The sequence below is a fragment of the Rhodococcus sp. P1Y genome, assembly GCF_003641205.1.
Lineage (GTDB): Bacteria > Actinomycetota > Actinomycetes > Mycobacteriales > Mycobacteriaceae > Rhodococcoides.
This window is the reverse complement of sequence record NZ_CP032762.1, coordinates 2,084,620-2,099,112: the sequence shown is the minus strand read 5'-3', so window position 1 is coordinate 2,099,112 and position 14,493 is coordinate 2,084,620. Positions and strand designations below refer to the sequence as shown.

Sequence of the window (14,493 nt, the reverse complement as noted above, 5' to 3'; positions counted from 1 at the left end):
CCATCTCGGTGCCGTGGAGTGCTCTCGGATCTCAATGCGCAGGCAAAGGCAAAACACGCGTTCTATCATGACGGCGAGCCTTGGTTCCTCGATCTTTCGACGCTGCTGTCAGCGGCAGGTCAGTCTCTCTTGGGATCCGCGTCGTTCGGATGAATGAAAAAGCACTCTGTCGGGTGTGCCTGGGATACGCGCTGGATATGCTGCTCACGTTCATGTCAACGAGTTCATCGCAAGGTAACAGCTGGAGCACAATACCCATGCGCAAATATGGTCTATCGGTTCCACTCTTGGCTTGTACAGCACTGGCCGTATTGCTGACCGGCTGCGGTACCGATCGAGTATCGCCGGGCAATACACCCGGGGGATCTGATCCTGCGGCCGCCGTGAATGGCCTGCAATCGTCGGGCGGGATGCCGACACCTACATGCGATCTGCCGGAGTACAAGTGGGAACCAAGCGACTATGAGCAGAATCCTTCGGCACCTGGGTACAACCTCGAAGACGCGTTCCTGTTTGACCTGGTAGACAATGTGTATGGAGGCGGTTACTGGTGCGGTGAGACATCACCGGAGGCACTAGCCTCGGTCGGTCGACAGCTCGTTGTGATGCACCCCAACTTGTGCGATAACTACGACGGCGGCGCCTCTCAGGGCCTGCGCCGCAATATTTTGGACGTAGGCAACTCGGATTTGGCCGTGCAAGCGCGTCAGCCGGCTCGTCAAACGTTGCTCGAATTGACAGAGGGAGGGCCGACGCGGTCAGTGGAGGAAATGGGCAATGCGCCTGACAGCGCTGTCGCTCGAGACACGATAGTGGGTGAGTTCGTCGACTACGCCTCGCTGTGGTTCTGCCCTGCTGAGTAACTGACCGTTGCCGGAGATGGCCCACAGCACCTCGGCACGTACGACACGCACCCTGCCAGCACAAGCAATCTGGGTGAATGTTAGGTCAGTCAGTATACATTCATGCGTTCCAGCAGGCGGTATAGGGCAAAGTATCGGTAAAAGTATACATACTTCTTCCCACCAAGGAGGATAGTTTGCTACGGTTTCAGCATGACGACAAGCGAAGACACGGTTGCAGTGTTCACCGGCAAGAGCCTCGACTCGATCCTGCGCGAGGGCGGCTCTCAGTCGTGGAAGCTGGATGCAGGTCGGGCCAGGAAATGCCATTACGTGGTCTGCACGCAGAACGCACACAACGTTGAGGCGTACGCGGACGGCACCGAAGATCACGGCAGCGCCTTCTTGGTTGGGCGGATCTCTCGGATCGTTCCCGCGACTGCCGGCGAACCGAGCCGGTGGAAGATTCAGTTCAGCGAGTACGCCCGGATCAGCATTCCCAACGTCTGGACGGGTGACCGAAATCCAGTGCGTTACACCACGTTGGTCGATCTGGGGATAGATCTGCGCGGTGCAAAGTTCGAGAAGTTCGAGGACCAGTCCACGAGTGCGCAAGCACCGACGATCGCGGTCGCCGGGTTGACAATCCGGCAGGCGAAGGCCGGTCTGGCGCGAACGTACGACGTAGATGTCGATGCAATCGAGATCGTCATCCGCGGATAGATCCGCAGCCGGTGACGCAGTGCAGTCCCCAGACGGTGGCCCCGTGACCGAAATCGGTCACGGGGCCATGGTCATGAGGCAACAGTCCTATCGCGCGCGCTGCTTCGGCGGCCATTCTGCGTGGCCGTGCCTACACAGGAGTTCGTTCTCGACGGCACGATAGATTCCGCCCCACTCAGTGTCCAGACAGCCTGCACGGGTCGCCAACTGCTCTGCCAAGGCGATCGCGCTCGCGTCTTCGAGACTGGTGTCTGTAATTCTCGATGGAATCATGGTCGTCCCTTTTCTCTGTCCGCACACCGCTCTGGTGAACGACGTGTCCATTCATTTGGTCGTGAGAGCGGTGAAATTAGAGGGTCGTTACGAGAAGTTTCTCGGCGTGACTACTGGGGTGGCTTTTCGAGCCCAGCGACGGCCACGGCGACGAGGACGTACGCGACTTGCCGCCGACGAGTGAGGCGACGGATCCATCTCATCGCCACAACCAGGAATAACGTGTGACTGTGGAGCGCATCGGCACCCGTTCCGTCCGGCCATCGGGCCCGCGGTGATCGCGGGGTAGGTATATCGATACCAGGTTGTCGAGGTCATACGCGTGTGCCGCCTAGCTCGATCGAACCGAGATTAGTCGTCATGGATGGGTGACGGGTTCTGGGTTCACGCTGTCGCCGTCAAGAATAATTCCAGCGAGCCCGCAGCCCACGGGGGACAGCTGCTGGTTCTGGCGTGCTCGCCGAAATAGACATCGGCTGGTGTATTGGGGGGCTCGATCTCTGGGTGCCGCTACGGCAGCAACTAATCCAAGACCCTTGCCTCTAGGCGGACCAGAACCAACGAGGGTCAAGTGCGTGATGTCCTCGACGACCCGTGCATCGTCGGAACCGACGACGTAGTCGCGACCACGCAATGACTGTTCCTCGGGTCGCGACATTCTTTTTAGTCAGGCGGGAACCTTTCGCCCGCCCGGGTGCATCCAACTATCGACCGCAACAACGAGAGCAGTTTTCAAGACACACCCGAAAGAGGACATGCCATGCAGAACGACGACAAGACCGTCTACGACAGCACCGACTCCGCTGAGTACAAGGCGAAGCTCGACGCGATCGCCAACGATCCGACCATGAGTGTCGAGGAGAAAAGCGATGCCATCACCAACGCGATGGAGGACGAATTGAACGAAATCTCCTCTGCCAGCATCACGTCCGACAACACGGCTACCGCGTCCGAGCCGGCATCGGGATCGGCATCGGCATCGGCAGAGGTGACCGCCGACCCGTCGACCGCGACCTACGGCGACTCCTCGGCCACCGTATCGGAGTCAGTGCCCCCTGCCGAGGCACCCACCTCGTCGACGGTCAACGACGCCATCGGAGTGGACGGTCAGGTCGACTACGTCTCACCGCGCGACGTGGACGGTGACGGTCTCATCGATCTGACGCATTCACGAGTCGACGGAATCGACACCACCACGCACTACAACGAAGACGGCACGATCACCTTGATCGAGCAGGACACCGACTCGAACGGCACCTACGAGACGGCCGCAGCGCAGCAGTCCGACGGCACCATCCGCGTCGCCGAGGATCTCGACGACGACGGCAACGTCGACCTGGCGACGTTCCTCGACCCAGTCAGTGGCGCTCCGGTCCGCCAGGACACCATCGAGGGCAATGCGATCACCGAAACACTGATCGATTCGAACGGCGACGGCGAGGCCGACGTGGTGCTGATCGACTCGGACGGCAACGGCCGGTTCGACACCGCGATGCTCGACTCCGATGCGGACGGCCGCACCAACGCCACCCTCGTCGACACCGACGGTGACGGCCGATTCGATCTGGGCGAGCTCGACAGCGATGGCGACGGCAACTTCGACACCGTGGCCACCAGCGCCGACACAGACCTCGGCACCATCGAGAGCCTCGAAGCGGCCATTCCCGCCGACGACAACTACCACGCGCAGGCCGGCACTTATCCAGCCGAATCGCCGAGCGACCTCTGACCGAACATTCCTCGACGACATCCTTCGATCGAAAAGGGGGCTGACCGATGCACGAGTTCGACACGACCGCGATGTGGCCGTCCGATGCCGCAGACGATCTCACCGACGAGAGCGTCGAAGCGCAGGTCACCGCGGACTTCTCCGATGACAGCATGGCAGTCGCCGAGCTGATCGGTGCACCGGCCGGCCCCCACCACGAGGACCAGCACGAACCCGAAGCCGTCTACACACGACCCGAGCCGGCTGCATCCTCCGCAGCCGATGTACTGGCGACGGGCAACCCTGCACTCGACATAGACCTGTCCGACATCGACACCCCCGACATCGATACCTCCGACACCGACACCTCGGGCGCTGATACCTCGGGGGCTGATTCCGATGGCACCGAAGATGCTTCTACGCCACCTGATGACGCCGACGCAGTACACGGAAACCCCGCGCAGTGGACAATCAACTGGTTCTACCAACAGCTCGACGGGTACTGCGGCCCCGCGGTCGTCGGACAACTCGTCGCCGAATACACCGAGGCCGACATCAGCGATCCCCGGCATCTCGTCGACCGCGCAGTCGAATTGGGCCTGATGGCCGGAGATGATCCTGCCGGCGGAATGACGCTGCCCGACATCGAGATCCTTCTCGAAGATCAAGGTGTCCCAGCCACCATCAGCTCGGGGTCTCTCGACGATCTGCGCTCGGCCCTCGACAACGGGCAAGGCGTCGTCGCGATGGTCGACTCCGGAGAGATCTGGAAGCCCGAACACGAAGGCGTCGAAGACAACCGCCCCGACCACGTCCTTGTCGTCGCCGGTATCGACGATGCACGCGGCGTCGTCGTACTCTCCGACCCAGGAGTACCGAACGGCAATCAGCTCGAGGTTCCGATCGAGCAGTTCGAGCAGGCCTGGGCCGACTCCGGAAATCAGATGCTCGTGGCCGACGATTCGGATCCGGACTTGATGCCGGCCGACACCGACTCGACCGCCACGGCGTCACCCGTGTCCGACACGCGGACGGCCAGAACGACGGTCATCTCGCTACGCTCGTGACCCACCAGGCACAATGGACACACAGGACCTCAGGGCGCACCATTTTCAGCCCGCGGCCGAGTCGACCGAACAGTAGCGAGCGAGGTGAACGATGACCGACGACCACATGGCGTTGCTGCGTGAGCTCGCCGGCGACTTGCCGCCGCTTCCCGACGAGGTCTGGAGCCGCGCCCTCGATGCCGCGTTCGATCCAGATGCAACCGTCGACTCCGACCTCGTCCCCGAGATGGACGATCGTCCCCTCGTCCCTGACGACGAGGACCTCGTGCTGGACGACACCATGCTCAACGACATCGCGCTCGACGACGACACAGAGCTGCACGACGACGCGATCGACGACACACCTCACCCCGCCGACGGCGACATAGACAGCGACGAGCTCCTGCCCGACCTGGGGATCGCCCCCGACGACACTGGATCGGGCGACGACAGCGGCGACCACCTCGACATCGATCTCGAACGCTTCGACGAGCCGGGCGACGACCTGCTTTGACGCAACCCGCCGCTGGGCCCTGCAACGCTGTCGTGGCAGCTCGGTGCCGCCGCGGGCATGCTCACCTCCGCCCGGGTTCTTACCGGTGGGTACTATCTCTCCGCCGGGGTGGACACGGCGGGGGTTCGCAGCATCGATCGGGGGTGGAATGAGCGAGTCAGAGCTGATCGCGGCATGCCGTCTCGGTGATCACCGTGCATTCGCCGACCTCGTCGGCCGGTACCGCACCAATGCGTGGCATGTCTGCCTGCAGATCACCGGCAACACCCACGATGCCGAAGACGCCTTCCAGGACACCGTCACTGCCGCCTGGCAGAATCTGCACAGGTTTCGCGGCGAGGCGCGCTTCAACACCTGGCTGCACCGCATCGCCGTCAATGCCGCCCTCGCTCTCGTACGCCGCCGCAAGCCGACCTCGAGCCTCGACGACGACACCACCGACGAGCCGGGCATCGACCTCGGCCACGACCAGCCTCGAATCGACGACCGTCTCGTCACCGCATCGCTCGTTCACCAAGCTTTGAACGAGCTGCCCGAGGACTTCCGCGTCGCGATCGTGCTCGCCGAATTCGCCGATCTGCCTTACGCCGACATCGCCGAGCATCAAGGTGTGTCGGTGGCGACGGTCAAGACCCGCATCCACCGTGCGCGCAAACAGCTCGCCGTCCTGCTCGGTCCCCGTACCGACCTCCACTGACAATCGGCTTGCCGGGCACACGGACATAGGAACGCGCCAAGCCGTCCGGCCCACACCCATGCGCTGGGGTGTGGGCCGGACGGCTTCGGCCGAGCTAGCCACGTTCTACTCTGCGTTCTGGTCGGCCTGCTCGAGGATCAGATACTGGGCGCTGATCTTCTGGTCGACGTCCTTCTTGTCGTCCGTCCCATACGCTTCGCCGACGTATCGCCCGTTGACGACCAAGCAGTAATCGGTCGTCCCGTCCGTGGTGTCCTTGCTCAGGCACACGGCGTCGGGAAGTCCCTGTGGCGACGGCGCTTCCACATATCCCTGTGAGGTGAGGTCGTTGCCGAATTCCTCGACGATCATCTGCGCGCCTGCGTCGTCGGACGCCCGGTAGACGTTCGTCTTGTACACAGCATTGTGGTCGGAACCGGCCTCGGTGAGGACGCGGTAGGTCAACGGCGGGTTGATCGAGCGGTGTGCCATCCCACGGGGGCCGTAGGAAGCCATGTCGTTACCGGAATCTGCCTGCTCGTCTTCTTCGGGAATGGCATAGAGAAGGATCTTGTCCTGGTCGATCATGGGCAGTTCGGCGGGCTCGCCCCCGTTTTGGGCCAGGGTCGGTTGCGCCGGGAACTGGTCGATCAGCGGGCCCTGCAGATCGAGCGCGCGGGCCACGGCCTGAGCCGTCCATTCCTTCTCGTCGACAGGCGCTTTGGCCCACGTGTACAGCAGGTAGTTGTTGTGCGCGGTGAACGCGTTGACGGACACCTCGGGACCAGCACTGTAGGAGTATTCCGACGTCGAGACCAAGGTGTTGGGCAGAATGCCGATCGTCTCGGGGGTCTCGACGCCGGTGCCGTCGGTATCGACGGTGGTCAACCCGGCGTGCATCTCCTGAGCTGCTGCGGAAGCGTCGTCGGCATTCTCGAAACGCAGGACCATCTGCACGAGTGAGCGGGACGGGTCGGTGATGGCCGTCGTCGAGGTTGCTGCCGTGGAGACGTACCCGTAGAGCATGCCGTGGGTTTTCGCGACATCGGCCGCATTTCCGCTGAGGACCGAGTTGAGGTTCTCATGGCTGCGGATGACCATCGTGGGCATTTTCGCCGTGACCAAGTTCGGGTCCACCTCGAAGGGCACCACGACGAACTCGGCCAGTCGTTGGGTCTCCACATCGAGAATGTTGTCCTTGGTGGCACGACCGAATTCCGGAGCCGGACTGGTGGGATAGCTCCCGGTATCGAGTGCAGCCGGGTCGACCGTGCTCGCCGAACTCGCATCTCCCCCAGACTTCGCGACGGGTAGGCCGTCGCTGGTGTCGGTGCCGCATCCGGCCAGTACCGCACCAGCGCAGGCAATCGCCCCTGCACGCCTCAGCCATGTTCTCGAACGCACGCGAAGATCCTCTCGGTTGAAGCCCGGCCGCGCAATGACTGCGCCGGGCTCGTTGTCGGTGTCACTGACTGTTGGATGCATCCGGCACCGCAGAAGGTTCCCGCACCGGCGCCATCAATTCCTCTCCACCGATCGACGATGGCACCGACCGCACACCGTTCCGCACATCGACGGTGGCCGGGGTTAGAGTCGACACCCGCGCAGATCCTGGCGCACGGGTGGCGATACAACGAGGGCGAACGAAGCGGAGGGGCAGCAAAACGTGAGTGACACAGGAGCGCCTGCTGCCCCGGCGACAGATCGCGCCGCGGCACTACTCGAGACGATCACCACCAAGATTCTGCGCCCGTTCCAGTACGACGCGGTCGCCGACCTCGCCGCTCGTCGCGCGTCACAGGACCTCGCCCGCACTGTCGTTGTCGTCGGAGAAGTCAAGCGCGGCAAGAGTTTCCTCGTCAATGCTCTCGTCGGGTTCCGAGACGCCTCCCCTGTCGGTGTCGACGTGACCACCTCGACCACTCTGTCGTTCACCGACACCGACGCAGGTGCACCGGGCGGGGGCGCGAAGTTGATCTATCCCGACCGCACCGAGTCGATCGCCCACGCCGAGCTGGAGGACTGGGTCTCCTGCGAAGGCGCGCACGTCCGCGATGCCCGAGCGGTGGAGCTGCCGACGCGTGCAGTGGTCTCCGTGCCCGGCAACCGGATGGGGACCACCACGGTCATCGACACCCCCGGTGTCGGCGGCCTGGACCCCTCGTACGCGGCTCTCGCAGCCGACAGTGCAGCGCGCGCCTGCGTGGTGCTCATCGTCTGCGATGCCTCCACCCCGCTCACCGCACCGGAGATGGAGTTCGTCTCCAGTGCCGGCGCCGGTGTCGAGGCACTGATCGTGGTGGTGACCAAGACGGATAAGAACGTGCGTCGATGGAGGCCGATCGTCGAACAGAACACAGCCCTTCTGCGCGAGCACCTCGGTCGTGAAATCCCGGTGCTCGCGGTCTCGAGCCTGCGGGCCGTCGTCGCCGCGGAGATGCCACCGGGCACAGCCCGCGACGCGGCCGAACATCGTTCCGGAATCACTGCGCTTCGCGCGTTGATCGAAACGAAACTCGCTGTCGCCGGAGAGCTTCCAGCGGCCAGCGGACTCCGGGCCGCAGTAGGTGGATTGAACAGTCTCGCTGACGACCTCGCCGTTCAGATCGCGGCGATCAACGATGCGGCCCGGGTGGTACCGGACCTGAACGCACAGCTCGACGAACTGAAAGAGCTCAAAGAACACTCCCAGCAGTGGGAGCAATATCTCCAACGCGATCTGACGCTGATCCGGCAGAACGCCACCGCCGAACTCGACCGACGTCTGGACGGCATCCGCGAGAAGTGGACGAGCAGGATCAACAAGAACGGGATGGAAGTGCTGCGGAAGAACCCACAGCACTTCACCGCCGAAATGGAGAGAGACTTCCAGTCGGCGATGGCCGAGTCGATGACGGTCTTTCTCGAGCAGCTCTACACCACCATCGTGAAACCACGATTCGATTCCGACGTGGTGTGGGAGGAGATCTACGAGCAGGTGGTGGCCACCCTGTCCGGCCGCACGCTCGATACGCACTCCGTCGCCGGCAAACGTCAGGGCCTTCTCGATCCCTCGATGCTGACCATGGGGGTGATGGGATCGTCGATGCTCGGCGGCATCGTCGGACTTTCCACGGTGGTGGGAGTCGGAGCAGTGGTGGGCATCGCCTGGGTGGGGTTCAACCTGGGATTTCGGGCCATGCGTGCCGGAAAGACGAATTTGCTGACCTGGATGCGGGAAACGATTGCGGCGACCAAGACAGCAACCGCCCGCACGTTCGAATCGACCATCGCGCTGGCCCGCCCGGAGATCGTGATTCGCTATCGCGAGCATCTCAAGACCTCGATCGCACAATTGCAGACCCAGGTCAAGGACGCCGAAGAGAGTGCTCGGTCGGATGCTGCCGTTCGGGAGAAGAAGCGCGACCGCCTGGAGAACAATCTGAAAGTGGTCAACGGCAACATCGCCCGCGCGGAAGCACTCATTGCCGAACTCACGGGAGCGGGTCGATGACTGCGTCTTCGATGCCGCTCGATCCGGTCCGAGCAGGACTCGACCGCGCCCTGCACTCCCTCGCGGCCCTCGGCCCGGATCTCGCCGGTCACGCCAACCGCATCGGCGCCATCTTGTGGTCTCCGCCGCGGATCGTCATCGTCGGCCGGCTCAAGGCCGGGAAGTCAACGTTGGTGAACGCCTTGATCGGCGCCAAGATCGCCGACACCGCCGCCCTCGAAGCCACCAATGTTGTCTCGGTGTACCAAGAAGGTGCACCAGCCCGCGCCGAGGCAGTGCTCCTCGACGGCACCCGGGCACCGGTACGCACCGACCGGGGGCAGATCCACGGCCTCGACGTCGCGCCGCACGACATCGCCTACCTACACCGGTGGTTGCCCTCCGCCGCAATCCGCGACTACACCCTCGTCGACACCCCTGGTCTTGCGACGTTGACGGCCGAGAACGAAGCTCGAACCCGTCGGGTCCTCATCGACGGATACGACCAGACCCGCACCGCGTCCGTCGATGCCGACGCCGCAGTGTTCTTGTTCGACGGGGCTCCGCGGGCGGACGAGATCGATTTCCTCCGCCAGCTCGGGTTCACCCCGTTGACGACCCTGGGAGTGCTCTCGCGCGCCGACGGCTTCGGCGAAGGTGCCCTCGGAGCCCGCGATCCGCTCGCACATGCGGCCGAGCACGCGACACGGCTGTCGTCCCAGCTCGCCGACACCGTGATGACCGTCGTTCCGATCGCAGGTCTGCTTGCCGAAACCTCGCACACCGGAGCTCTCACCGAAGCCGACGCCCGCGCGCTGCACGCCTTGCACGGAATCGATCCGTTCGATCTGATCGACCTGCTCGACTCCGACGACGACGCGCTCGTCCCTCCGCATATGCGCGGCCGTTTGGTCGACCTGCTCGGCGAATACGGCACGATCCACGGCCGGACCATTGCTGCGCAGGGCGCTGCAACGCTGAACGACTGGCTCGTCACGCATTCGGGTGTGCCAAGACTGCAGAATCTTCTTGCCTCTCATCTGGGTGTGTTCGCGGCGGTGAAACGGGCCAACCGCATCCTCGGCGAGCTCGACCGCCTCGCCTACAGTCGCCCCGAACGCGAGCACATTCGCGACATCGTCGATCGACTGCGGTCCGACCCGGCGCTACACACCGTCGTCCTGTTCGGACACCTCGAAGCGATGCTCGGCGCCGATCCGGCATCCCCGGTCACCCACGAATTGCGTCGTCTCGTCGAACACCGCACACCGGCACTGAAGCTTGGTCTTTCCCCTACCGCCGGGCCCGACCACGTGCGGGCCGCCGCGCAGGGCAAGCTCGCCTGGGCGCACAGCCAAGCCCTCGTCACCCTCACCGCGGCCGAAGACGCCGCGCTCGTCGCCCTGATCCACACGTACGGACATCTGAGCCGTTGACGGCAGGTGCGTCGGAAGCTGAACACTGTCGTCACTTTCGTCACTTCAGCCCCACCGGTTCTATGTGACTTCCATCACATAACGGTGAGATAACGGAAGGGCAACAGACGGGCGTCGCACGCCCTCCAACCCTGCTAGCTGCACGTTCGTTCGTGACCGAAACACCCGTTCGAAGACGTACCAACAGGGACTGGAAAAGCAACAGTTACCAAATGGTGACACTTCCGGGGAATTTCAGTACGGTCAGTGGCGGCTGAGAAACTTCGGCCGAATCCGTACCCGCAGCGCCAAACCTCGTCCCGCGGGAACGGACCCCCACCAGAACACCCAGGGGACGAGGACGGGGGACCCACACGTCCTCTCGGATAACCGGAAAGCTCTGCTCACGCAGCACTTTCCTTGGGGTGAAGCCCGATTTCGATCGGGCCGGGCTACCTCTCAGCCCGAACCCGACAGCTGACCTCGCAGGCGCCAGTGGAGAGGATTTTTACTCGTATGAGCGGACGTCATCGCAAGCCGACCACCACCGGCCGCACCGTAGCAAAGGTCGCCGTGACCGGCGCGATCATGGGCACAGCGGGCATCGCCTTCACCGGCACAGCCAACGCAGCACCCGATTCCGACTGGGATCGTCTCGCTCAGTGCGAGGCAGGCGGCAACTGGGGCATCAACACCGGCAACGGATTCCAGGGCGGACTGCAGTTCTCACCCAGCACCTGGAACTCGCACGGCGGCGGACAGTACGCAGCCTCGGCCAACCAGGCCAGCCGTGAAGAGCAGATCGCAGTCGCCGAGAAGGTTCTCGCTTCGCAGGGTTGGGGCGCATGGCCGTCCTGCTCGTCCAGCCTCGGTCTGAGCAGCTCACCTTCCGAGCGCAGCGTCCCGGTGGCGCCGAAGACCACTCCCGAAGCACCGAAGCTCCCTGACCTCACCAGCATCCCGACCGTCGACGGCACCGCAGAGGTCATCGACGGCATCACCGGTGCAGTTCAGACCATCACGAACGACCCGCAGATCGCGACGCTCATCAAGAACGCGACGCAGGGAATCCAGCTCGATCCGCAGTTGGTCGACTTCTACCAGGCGAACAAGGCGTTCCTGCCTCAGTAGTCGCGAGTACCTGAAAAACCCCGATTGCCCTGTGCAATCGGGGTTTTTTACGTACTCGCACATGTGAACGAAAATACATAGCTCCGTATGTATTTTCGTTCACATGCGCGTCAGCGTCTAACGGTTGACGACGGTCACGGGGTGGGCATACAGCAGGTCTGCCACAGGAAGTGGGAACTCGGTCTCCTCACCGTAAGGCGACAAGCCTCCCGCGCGAGTGGACGCCAATTCGCTCACCGCATGGTCACCGCGAGCGGTTTCCGGCCAGCCTGGATCGACATAGGGCTTCTTCGACTTGTTCACCATGCGCCTATTTTGACACCTGCGCTGCGCAGTACACCAGCCCAGGTCTCTAATCTGATAGACGATGACCGAAACAGCAGCGCCACCGGACCTCGCGACGTGGCTGAAGTCGCGTAGCGATACCGAACTCGTCGGCACCCTCACGCTGCGTCCGGACCTGACCGTCCCACCACCGTCGACCATCGATGTGCTGGCTGGACGGGCCGAGCAGCGTGCATCCATCCTCCGAAGTGCGGACACACTCGACACCCTGGCTCTGACGATTCTCGAGCTTCTGTCGATCGAAGGCGCTCACGAGATGCCGGTGACACGCGCGCAACTCGATTCCGCCGTCGACAAGCGCGCAAGCGTCAAAGCCGTGGACCGCGCGCTCGTCGCGCTGCGGGAACGCGCGCTCGTGTGGGGAACGAAGTCGCTGCGGATGACACCCGCGGCTCGCGACGCCGTTCCGTGGCGAATCGGCCGAATTCTCGACGCAGGCGAATCGCTCACTCCGGATCAAGTCACCGCGGCCCTCGCAGGCATCGCCGACAGCGAACGCGGGTTGCTCGACACTCTTGCGCGCTCGTCCCCCACTGGCCGTACCCGCGATGCGGCACCGGGGACCTCTCCCGATCGGCCCGTTCAGAAACTCCTTCGTGCCGGTCTGCTCACCTGGCTCGACGAGCAGACCGTCGAACTCCCCGCGCAGGTCGGCCAAGCACTGCGCGGCGAACCGATTTCGGACCCGACATCGCTGACACCGCCGAAACCGTCGACCACCAAACTCACGGTTGCCGACGTCAATTCGGCGGCTGCCGGTGAAGCGCTCGAGCTGATCCGTCATTGCACAGCGATCATCGACGCACTGTCGGCCGCGCCTGCTCCTGCGCTCAAAGCCGGGGGCCTCGGCGTGCGCGAGATCAAACGGATCACCAAAGCGGCAGGACTCGACGAGCACCGAGTGAGCCTGCTCGTCGAACTCCTCGCCGCAGCGTCGTTGATCGCGAGCGGCACTCCCGACCCGCTGCCCGCCAACGATTCCGGAGACGACTACTGGGGCCCGACGGCAGCCGTCGAATCGTGGGCCACGGCCACTCCTGCCGCTCGGTGGCTCGCCATCGCGTCGGCATGGCTCGACCTTCAACGCGCACCCTGGCTCATCGGAATGCGTGATTCGAACGACAAGCCTGTCGCAGCGTTGTCGGAGGAAGTGCGCTCGCCCGCTGCACCGCGTGACCGCCGCACCATCCTCGACTATTTGGCCGAACTCGGATCGGGCGTCGCGACGACACCCGTCGACGTCTCCCGCGGTCTCGGATGGCGACGGCCGCGCTCGTCGGCGCGTTTCGCCCTGCGCCCCACCTCGAAGATGCTCGACGAGGCCACCGCCCTCGGCATCGTCGGCCGAGGTGCCCTGTCGACACCGGGTCGAACGCTGCTGCACGGAGGTGACGCCGAGGGCGCCATGCGCACCGCGCTCCCTGCGCCGATCGACTACGTCCTCCTTCAGGCCGACCTGACATTGGTGGCACCGGGACCACTGGAACCGGACCTGCAGGATCGCATTGCACTGGTAGCCGACGTCGAATCCGCGGGCGCAGCAACGGTGTATCGCGTCACGGAAGACAGCCTGCGCCGCGCTCTCGATGTCGGCATGACCGCAACCGAACTGCACTCGTTGTTCGTCACCCATTCGCGAACGCCGGTCCCGCAGGGTCTGAGCTACCTGATCGACGACGTGGCACGACGGCACGGCCGGCTTCGCGCAGGCGTCGCAGCGTCGTTCGTCCGTTGCGAGGACCCGGCATTGCTCGCCGAGGTGCTCTCGTCGGCAGCAGCGGAGCACTTGGCTCTACGCGCCCTCGCGCCGACCGTCGCGATCTCGCAGGCCCCGCTCAACGAGGTCATGAACGTCCTCGGAGCCGCGGGATTCGCCCCAGCCGGCGAGGACGCCAACGGGACGATTGTCGACCTTCGCAGCCGAGGTGCTCGGGTTCCGCTCCGCCGCACCCGAGCCAACTACCGCAATCCTGCCGTGCCGACCGACGAACAACTGGGACGTCTGGTCACCGAACTACGTGCGGGCGATCGGGCATCGACGGCAGGCGGACAGGCCGTTCGTTCCGACGGCACAAGGGCTACCGGTACCGCCACGTTGGCACTACTGCAGACTGCGGTGAAGGTGCGCCGCAGCGTGACCATCGGCTACGTGGACGCCCAGGGAACAGCGTCGCAGCGGGTCGTGGACCCCGTCGGTATGGGCAGCGGGCAGCTGGAGGCATTCGACCCGGCCACAGGCGAGATACGTCGATTCACCCTCCACCGGATCACCTCGGTCGCGTTGGTCGACTAGTCGCACGTGGCGCATGCGGGCCGAAGTCTGGACAATGGAGAAGTTGCGCACTTTC

General features: G+C 63.9%; 12 protein-coding genes and 1 riboswitch. Of the genes, 10 read left to right on the top strand and 2 right to left on the bottom strand.

Features of this window, described 5'->3' with window-relative positions:
- Positions 1-149: 149 nt before the first annotated feature.
- From D8W71_RS27325 to D8W71_RS09760, 6 genes are all read left to right on the top strand, one after another.
- Positions 150-863: a hypothetical protein gene (locus D8W71_RS27325; protein ID WP_153275353.1), complete on the top strand. Its 714-nt coding sequence runs from the start codon at positions 150-152 to the stop codon at positions 861-863.
- A gap of 192 nt (positions 864-1,055) precedes the next feature.
- The gene (locus tag D8W71_RS09785) at positions 1,056-1,565 is read left to right on the top strand and encodes a hypothetical protein (protein WP_121113046.1); all 510 of its coding nucleotides are present in this window, start codon (positions 1,056-1,058) and stop codon (positions 1,563-1,565) included.
- A 1,033-nt stretch (positions 1,566-2,598) separates the two neighbouring features.
- Entirely contained in the window at positions 2,599-3,567 is a 969-nt protein-coding gene (locus D8W71_RS09775) for a hypothetical protein (protein WP_236077818.1), read from the top strand.
- 47 nt (positions 3,568-3,614) lie between these two features.
- On the top strand, positions 3,615-4,613 hold the full coding sequence (locus D8W71_RS09770) for a C39 family peptidase (protein WP_236077817.1): 999 nt from the start codon (positions 3,615-3,617) through the stop codon (positions 4,611-4,613).
- 91 nt (positions 4,614-4,704) lie between these two features.
- Positions 4,705-5,106, top strand: a complete 402-nt coding sequence (locus tag D8W71_RS09765; protein ID WP_121113042.1) for a hypothetical protein — start codon at positions 4,705-4,707, stop codon at positions 5,104-5,106.
- Positions 5,107-5,254: 148 nt separating this feature from the next.
- Positions 5,255-5,803, top strand: a complete 549-nt coding sequence (locus D8W71_RS09760) for an RNA polymerase sigma factor (protein ID WP_121113039.1) — start codon at positions 5,255-5,257, stop codon at positions 5,801-5,803.
- A 105-nt stretch (positions 5,804-5,908) separates the two neighbouring features.
- On the opposite strand, the gene D8W71_RS09755 is transcribed toward D8W71_RS09760, so the two are convergent.
- Positions 5,909-7,267 carry a DUF7373 family lipoprotein gene (locus tag D8W71_RS09755; RefSeq protein WP_201265308.1) on the bottom strand — a complete coding sequence of 453 codons (1,359 nt, stop codon included), beginning with the start codon at positions 7,265-7,267 and terminating at the stop codon, positions 5,909-5,911.
- Between the two features lie 181 nt (positions 7,268-7,448).
- Here D8W71_RS09755 and D8W71_RS09750 point away from each other — a divergent pair, with 181 nt between their 5' ends.
- The 3 genes from D8W71_RS09750 to D8W71_RS09735 all read left to right on the top strand — a co-directional run bounded on the left by D8W71_RS09750 (position 7,449) and on the right by D8W71_RS09735 (position 11,800).
- Positions 7,449-9,275 carry a dynamin family protein gene (locus D8W71_RS09750; RefSeq protein ID WP_121113037.1) on the top strand — a complete coding sequence of 609 codons (1,827 nt, stop codon included), beginning with the start codon at positions 7,449-7,451 and terminating at the stop codon, positions 9,273-9,275.
- Positions 9,272-10,690 (top strand): GTPase, encoded by a 1,419-nt coding sequence (locus D8W71_RS09745; protein WP_121113035.1) that lies wholly within the window; start codon positions 9,272-9,274, stop codon positions 10,688-10,690. Before D8W71_RS09750 ends, D8W71_RS09745 begins: the two co-directional genes overlap by 4 nt.
- A gap of 306 nt (positions 10,691-10,996) precedes the next feature.
- Positions 10,997-11,177, top strand: a riboswitch (cyclic di-AMP (ydaO/yuaA leader).
- A gap of 8 nt (positions 11,178-11,185) precedes the next feature.
- Positions 11,186-11,800 carry a transglycosylase family protein gene (locus D8W71_RS09735; protein WP_121113033.1) on the top strand — a complete coding sequence of 205 codons (615 nt, stop codon included), beginning with the start codon at positions 11,186-11,188 and terminating at the stop codon, positions 11,798-11,800.
- A 117-nt stretch (positions 11,801-11,917) separates the two neighbouring features.
- On the opposite strand, the gene D8W71_RS09730 is transcribed toward D8W71_RS09735, so the two are convergent.
- A complete protein-coding gene (locus tag D8W71_RS09730; protein ID WP_121113031.1) occupies positions 11,918-12,106 on the bottom strand; it encodes a hypothetical protein in 189 nt (62 codons plus the stop codon).
- A gap of 61 nt (positions 12,107-12,167) precedes the next feature.
- On the opposite strand from D8W71_RS09730, the gene D8W71_RS09725 reads away from it, so the two are divergent.
- Complete coding sequence (locus D8W71_RS09725) at positions 12,168-14,438, top strand: helicase-associated domain-containing protein (protein ID WP_121113030.1); 2,271 nt, start codon at positions 12,168-12,170, stop codon at positions 14,436-14,438.
- Positions 14,439-14,493: the final 55 nt, after the last annotated feature.

Excerpts from the sequence above, each read along its gene's own strand:
- D8W71_RS27325 (WP_153275353.1), top strand. The coding sequence starts at position 150 with ATGAATGAAAAAGCACTCTGTCGGGTGTGCCTGGGATACGCGCTGGAT.
- D8W71_RS09785 (WP_121113046.1), top strand. The coding sequence starts at position 1,056 with ATGACGACAAGCGAAGACACGGTTGCAGTGTTCACCGGCAAGAGCCTC.
- D8W71_RS09775 (WP_236077818.1), top strand. The coding sequence starts at position 2,599 with ATGCAGAACGACGACAAGACCGTCTACGACAGCACCGACTCCGCTGAG.
- D8W71_RS09770 (WP_236077817.1), top strand. The coding sequence starts at position 3,615 with ATGCACGAGTTCGACACGACCGCGATGTGGCCGTCCGATGCCGCAGAC.
- D8W71_RS09765 (WP_121113042.1), top strand. The coding sequence starts at position 4,705 with ATGACCGACGACCACATGGCGTTGCTGCGTGAGCTCGCCGGCGACTTG.
- D8W71_RS09760 (WP_121113039.1), top strand. The coding sequence starts at position 5,255 with ATGAGCGAGTCAGAGCTGATCGCGGCATGCCGTCTCGGTGATCACCGT.
- D8W71_RS09755 (WP_201265308.1), bottom strand. The coding sequence starts at position 7,267 with ATGCATCCAACAGTCAGTGACACCGACAACGAGCCCGGCGCAGTCATT.
- D8W71_RS09745 (WP_121113035.1), top strand. The coding sequence starts at position 9,272 with ATGACTGCGTCTTCGATGCCGCTCGATCCGGTCCGAGCAGGACTCGAC.
- D8W71_RS09735 (WP_121113033.1), top strand. The coding sequence starts at position 11,186 with ATGAGCGGACGTCATCGCAAGCCGACCACCACCGGCCGCACCGTAGCA.
- D8W71_RS09730 (WP_121113031.1), bottom strand. The coding sequence starts at position 12,106 with ATGGTGAACAAGTCGAAGAAGCCCTATGTCGATCCAGGCTGGCCGGAA.
- D8W71_RS09725 (WP_121113030.1), top strand. The coding sequence starts at position 12,168 with ATGACCGAAACAGCAGCGCCACCGGACCTCGCGACGTGGCTGAAGTCG.